We start from the raw sequence: 6,183 nt of genomic DNA, 5'->3' as shown, positions 1-6,183 counted from the left end.
CATCGCAATTAAATCCTTTGATTCCTGCACAACACAAATAACCGAGGCGTCACGCCCTTTATCCTGACATATGCGACATGGATCTGTATCTGTAATGTTGCAACAAACCGAACAATAGATCAAATTGCGTTTGACACTCACTAAGGCTTTAGCAAAATCGATAACCTCATCTTCCTTCATCCGCAATACATGAAAGGCAAGACGAGCAGCCGTTTTTGGCCCGATTCCTGGCAATCGTGTAAATGAATCAATCAGTTTGGCAATAGGCTCTGGATAATGCACGATGTAGGTACAGCTCCTTTCGAATAGCTAGAGCTATCCTATCTTTCCTCGTTGTAAATTAGAATAGACCTGGAATTTTCATACCGCCAGTATATTTGCTCATATCAGCATTTGCTAGCTCTTCTGCTTTTGTCAAAGCATCATTTACTGCAGTTAGTACAAGATCTTGCAGCATTTCAATATCATCTGGATCAACAGCCTCTGGCTTAATTGAAATGCTTAGCACTTTTTTGTGGCCGTTAGCAACTACCTGTACAACACCGCCGCCTGAGCTGCCTTCAACTGTTTTATGCTCTAACTCTTCTTGCGCTTTCAACATTTGTTGTTGCATTTTTTTTACTTGCTTCATCATTTGATTCATATTGTTCATATTCATTCACCTCAAAATTAATTTATTCTTTGATGACAACAAGATCTTCTCCAAACAGCTTAATCGCCTCATCAACCCATTCAGGCTGCTTGCTGTCACTATTTTGTACAGTGATGTGCTCTGGCTCTAACTGAAGTGATTCCACATCAGCTTCATTGTTACCATCAAGCGCTGTTTGCCAGTCTTTTAGCATCACTGTTACTAATTGATAAGGGCGTTTCATGACCTCTCCCGCTACTTGCTCGATAAGCTCACGATGAGAAGGCCGCTCCGTCATTTCACGGTGCATATCATTTCTAAATGTAAGTAGTAGCTGGCCATCCACTGCTGCAACAAGTTCACTATCCTTTAACCATGCTTGTACAGTCACCTTACGCTCTTTAACCTTCGCCATAATTTCGCCCCATTTCATGCGGGCTTCTTGTGTCTCTTGACCTTGCAAGGCTGCAATATAACGATCAAGCTTAACCTTAGGGCGATGAACACCACCAGATGAAAAACTGCGCCGTGGTGCTTGTCGCTCTGATGACTGCGCTGTTGGAGCTGAAGCTGCAACAACTCCTCGCTTCATCAATTGCGATAATTGGCTTTCTAATTGACCAATTTGCTGGCGCAATTGAGCGATTTCTTGTGCACTTGCTTCAGAAATTTGTCCGCTTCCGCTACCACTTGCCGTACATAGCTTTAACAAAGCTACTTCAAGTAAAGTTTGTGGTTGCGCAGCATGCTTTAGCTCCTGCTGGTAATGATTTAGCACTTCAATCATTTGAAATAATTGCTCGGCAGAGTATGTAGCTGCCATGTCTTGAAAACGTTCAACATCAACAATTCGCTCCGTGGCGCCATTTCGCCCGCCTGCTAGCTTTAACACAAGCAAATCACGGAAATAGTACATTAAATTTTCTAAGCACTTATCAGGACTTTTTCCTGCCTGCATTAAACTTTCTACAAGCGACAGCATCTCTGCGACATTTTGCTGTTGAATCGCTTCTGCTAATTTGTAAAACTGTTCTGCTGCAATGCCGCCTGTAACTTCTACTGCTGCATCTAATGTAATGTTACGATTAGAAAATGCAGAGGCTTGCTCTAATAAGCTGATGGCATCGCGCATTCCACCTTCTGAAAGACGCGCAATATATGCTAATGCTTCATCTGTTGCCACGATTTGCTCTTCCTGACAAATTTCTCGCAGACGAGCTACCTGCTCCTCTGTAGATACCTGTCTAAAATCAAAACGTTGACAACGAGAGATTATCGTAGCTGGTAGCTTATGCGGTTCTGTTGTCGCCAAAATAAAAATAACATGTGCTGGCGGCTCCTCTAACGTTTTTAGCAGAGCATTAAACGCCTCTGCCGTCAACATATGAACCTCGTCTATAATATAGACCTTATAACGCACTTCTGTCGGCGCATAGCGTACCTTCTCACGAATATCTCTAATCTCATCAATACCACGATTAGATGCAGCATCAATTTCAACTACATCCATAATATGACCCTCAGTAATTCCAATGCAAGTTGCACAAGTATTACAAGGTTCGATCGCAGGACCATGCTCACAATTGACTGCTTTTGCTAACACTTTGGCTGCAGTTGTTTTACCTGTACCGCGCGGACCATTGAATAGATAGGCATGTGAAACACGCTGTTCTCGTATCGCATTTTGAAGCGTCTTTATTATATGCTGTTGTCCGACCATATCCTTGAACATCTGCGGACGCCAAGAACGATATAGAGCTATATGTGACACATTACAATCTCCCTTACGTCTAGTTCAATAGCCGTCGCTATTGCGCCATTATATTATACTACAGTTAGCTATAGAAATTGAATCATTAACTTCACTTGATTACAAGCGTTCTATCATAAATAGCAAAATACCTGCCTTGACAAGCAATGCTTGCATCGGCAGGTAAGAAAATTAATATTACATTTTATGTAGGTACCGTGCACCTATCGTCGATAAAGCGATCCAAGCGACTTTCTTGCTACATAGCTCGAGCAAGGCACCCCTTCGGCACATGAGCTAACTTACTTATGGCTGCTTCCTTCCGGACCTGACCAGGTTCATAAGCGCCCATTGCGAAGGACCCCACTGTCAACACTACTTGCAAGCGTCAAACCTCACATCGAATTACCTCAGATAGGAATTCAACCTCGCTACAGCGGATTGCGAGTTACAGGGCACCGCTACCTCCCCATCTAGCACGGCAAGACTTAGTATATATCAATACGAGCAAAAGCGCAACCTTAACTGCAATGAAAATATAGGCAATATCCTCTATATGCACTAGCTAAGCACATTTCGCGTTATAACAAAAATTTTTCCACCAATTTGCTGAAACGGATTTGATTAAAACAAAACGAGCAGGTTAGCGATGAACTCGCAAAGCCTGCTCGTTGAGTACAATATACACTGCAAAAAATACGATAAATTACATACCGTATTTCTTTTTGAAACGATCTACACGTCCACCAGCGTCTACAAACTTTTGCTTACCAGTGAAAAATGGATGACATGCGGAACAAATCTCAACTTTAATGCTCTGTTTAACAGAACCTGTTTCGAAAGTGTTACCACAAGCGCAAGTTGCTGTAACGACGTTGTATGTCGGATGAATACCTTGTTTCATCTCGTTCACCTCTTTCTGCCCTGGATCTCATACGGACCAGAGTTATATGCACATAAAAATATGTTAACAGAATAGCAAAGCAATTGCAATGAAAAACTTATATAATTAGTTACCAGCTCTGCTCAAATAAAATATACTTATTTTCTTCCTATAAACCCTTGTGGAGGTACATGTGAGTATGAACCAATCACGACGTCAGGAAGCTCTTCACGGAAAATTTGCAGCATTTGCTTCATTCCGTAAATTTCACCTTTCGCCTTTGGAATAAGGCTTAAATAACTTTCAGGATCAATATTTAAATTGCGCATTTGAATTAATTTCAGCTTGGTTCGTTTGCAGAACTCGATCATTGCTTCCATTTCTTCTTCACGATCGGTTACTCCTGGAAAGATGAGATAGTTAATTGAAGTGTATACACCTTTCTCGGCAGCATAAATTAATGACTTTTCAACATTTTTCAATGTATAGCCGCGCGGACGATAATAAGCATTATAGTGCTCTTCGATCGCACTAATTGTACTAACGCGCATTAGATCAAGACCTGCATCAACAATTGCCCGAATAAAATCGGTTAAACCTGCATTGGTGTTAATATTTATATACCCTTGCTTTGTTTGACTGCGCACTTGCTTAATCGCTTCTACAATAGTTTTCACCTGTGTGCTTGGCTCGCCTTCACAGCCTTGACCAAAGCTAATAATCGAATCAGGATGCTTTAGATGCTCTAACATTACCTGCACCACTTCTTCTACATTTGGACGGAAGTTCATGCGTGTTTGTGGGGCAATAAATCCGCTATCATCTGGCTGCTCGGAAATACAACCAAAACAACCAGCATTACAAGAATAGGATACAGGTACTCCACCTTCCCAACGATTAAGAAATGTATTAGAGGCTGTTAAACATTCATATTCCAAGGCACAGTTAGATAAATGTTGATAAAGACGATTTTCTGGGTAAGTCTTTAGCAAACGATCAACCTCAAGTTTCAACTCATGGCGATCACAATTTTCTGGATCCCATTTTTCTGGATCATCGCATTGCTCTGCTGCTACATAAAATTGATCGTCTTTCCATACTACTGCAGTATAACCAAACAACGGCAGCTTCTCATTCGGATCAGATTTAACATAAGCAGGAATATTTAAACGGGTATAGCCTTGCGGTAATAACGCTCCAACTGCCGATACATTATCCTCAATAACGAGCATTTCACCAGTGTCTGGGTCAAGGGCAATTGGTTTGCTGAATGGTAAGCTGACCAGTGTCGCACCATCAGGCAATGGGATTAGCTCATCCTCCATTATTTCAACAATCATGTCGCCACTGCGACCTAAACCGATATAGTGAGGATGATCATATACATTCCCCTGCTCATCTGCGTATACGAGATTCATGTTGTCCTCCTAGGCATCCTCTTTACTTTGTAGACTGAGTCGTTGATGTTGTTGATGTAGACGTTGTTGACGTTGCTCTTGTAGATGTTTTGCGTGAAGTAGAAGAAGCGGCTGCAGTAGTTCGTTTAACTGTCGTTTGTTCAGGTTTCTTCAAGCTTTCTACTTTTGGAGCATCATCGGTAGAAAAATCTAAAGACATTAAAAATTCTTGATTATTTTGCGTTTCTCTCATTTTTTTCAAGAATTGATCTATAAATTCAAAGGAATCATTCATATGTTTACGAATTGCCCACACTTTATCAAGCTCTTCCTGTGTAAGCAGCATTTCTTCACGACGCGTACCTGAACGACGAATGTCGATTGCAGGGAACAGACGACGCTCTGCTAGTTTACGGTCTAGATGCAGCTCCATATTACCTGTACCTTTAAATTCCTCATAAATGATGTCATCCATACGTGAGCCCGTTTCAACTAGAGCAGTAGCAAGAATCGTTAAGCTGCCGCCTTCCTCAACATTACGTGCTGAGCCAAAGAAACGTTTAGGACGATGAAATGCCGCAGGATCGATACCACCGCTTAATGTACGACCAGAAGGAGGCACATGCAGGTTAAACGCTCTCGCTAATCTCGTAATACTATCAAGCAAAATGACAACATCTTTTTTATGTTCAACAAGACGAAGTGCGCGCTCTAGCACTAATTCCGCAACTTTAATATGGTTTTCCGGCAATTCATCAAACGTAGATGCAACAACCTCACCTTTAACTGAACGCTGCATATCTGTTACTTCTTCCGGACGTTCGTCAATCAGTAATACGAATAGTTCGATATCTGGATAATTCGTCGAAATACTATTGGCAATTTCTTTCAAAAGTAGGGTTTTTCCTGCTTTAGGCGGAGCAACAATCAGTCCGCGCTGTCCGAGGCCGACAGGGGCAAGTAAATCAATAATGCGCGTGGAAAGATTATTTTGTGTCGTTTCTAGTACCAGCTTTTTCTCTGGATATAGAGGTGTTAGCGCTGGAAAATGTAATCGTTCTGCTGCAGCTTCTGGACTTTCTCCGTTTACAGCATTTACTTGAAGCAAGCCATAATAACGCTCTGATTCTTTCGGCAAACGACATTTACCAGAAACCAAATCACCATTACGCAAATCAAATTTTTTAATTTGAGATGCCGAAATGTAAATATCCTCTTTACTTGGCAAATAGTTAATAGGTCTTAAAAAACCATAGCCGTCTGGCAATACTTCAAGTATACCTTCCATAAACAAATAGCCGCTTTTTTCAGCTTGTGCGCGAAGAATAGCAAAAATAAGTTCTTTTTTCTTCAGTTGTCCATAATATGGAATTTGGTATTGTTTTGCGAGCTTGTAAAGCTCCGTTAATTTCATGTTCTCCAAATCAACAATTTGAAGATCTGACATGCTCTCACCACTTTGTTTTAAAATATAATTCCTTTGTTTAACAGCATTGCCCGAATCTATGAAATCTATTCGGGC

Annotated in this window: 6 protein-coding genes and 1 other RNA gene (1 of these 7 only partly in view); all 7 read right to left on the bottom strand. The window is 41.2% G+C overall.

What is annotated here, in order from left to right:
• Window positions 1–282 carry the beginning of a recombination mediator RecR gene (recR, locus tag AC2TDL_RS11180; protein WP_484696213.1) on the bottom strand. Its footprint begins 318 nt before the window's first position, so only the first 282 of its 600 coding nucleotides appear in the window; the start codon lies at window positions 280–282; its stop codon lies off the left edge, out of view.
• A 58-nt stretch (window positions 283–340) separates the two neighbouring features.
• On the bottom strand, window positions 341–652 hold the full coding sequence (locus tag AC2TDL_RS11175; protein ID WP_484696212.1) for a YbaB/EbfC family nucleoid-associated protein: 312 nt from the start codon (window positions 650–652) through the stop codon (window positions 341–343).
• Window positions 653–674: 22 nt separating this feature from the next.
• Complete coding sequence (gene dnaX, locus AC2TDL_RS11170) at window positions 675–2,402, bottom strand: DNA polymerase III subunit gamma/tau (RefSeq protein WP_484696211.1); 1,728 nt, start codon at window positions 2,400–2,402, stop codon at window positions 675–677.
• 195 nt (window positions 2,403–2,597) lie between these two features.
• Window positions 2,598–2,863, bottom strand: an RNA gene (gene ffs / locus AC2TDL_RS11165) — signal recognition particle sRNA large type.
• Between the two features lie 224 nt (window positions 2,864–3,087).
• On the bottom strand, window positions 3,088–3,285 hold the full coding sequence (gene rpmE, locus AC2TDL_RS11160) for a 50S ribosomal protein L31 (RefSeq protein ID WP_484701144.1): 198 nt from the start codon (window positions 3,283–3,285) through the stop codon (window positions 3,088–3,090).
• A gap of 137 nt (window positions 3,286–3,422) precedes the next feature.
• Entirely contained in the window at window positions 3,423–4,682 is a 1,260-nt protein-coding gene (locus AC2TDL_RS11155; RefSeq protein WP_484696210.1) for a radical SAM family protein, read from the bottom strand.
• Between the two features lie 22 nt (window positions 4,683–4,704).
• Complete coding sequence (gene rho, locus AC2TDL_RS11150) at window positions 4,705–6,108, bottom strand: transcription termination factor Rho (RefSeq protein WP_484696209.1); 1,404 nt, start codon at window positions 6,106–6,108, stop codon at window positions 4,705–4,707.
• Window positions 6,109–6,183: the final 75 nt, after the last annotated feature.

The sequence above is a fragment of the Paenibacillus sp. plas6 genome (assembly GCF_057221655.1).
Note: the sequence above shows the minus strand (reverse complement) of the source record. Positions and strands in the feature narration are given on the sequence as shown.

What these genes read in the sequence shown, in the direction of transcription:
- AC2TDL_RS11175 (WP_484696212.1), bottom strand. Translation starts at nt 652, where the DNA reads ATGAACAATATGAATCAAATGATGAAGCAAGTAAAAAAAATGCAACAA.
- rpmE (WP_484701144.1), bottom strand. Translation starts at nt 3,285, where the DNA reads ATGAAACAAGGTATTCATCCGACATACAACGTCGTTACAGCAACTTGC.
- AC2TDL_RS11155 (WP_484696210.1), bottom strand. Translation starts at nt 4,682, where the DNA reads ATGAATCTCGTATACGCAGATGAGCAGGGGAATGTATATGATCATCCT.
- rho (WP_484696209.1), bottom strand. Translation starts at nt 6,108, where the DNA reads ATGTCAGATCTTCAAATTGTTGATTTGGAGAACATGAAATTAACGGAG.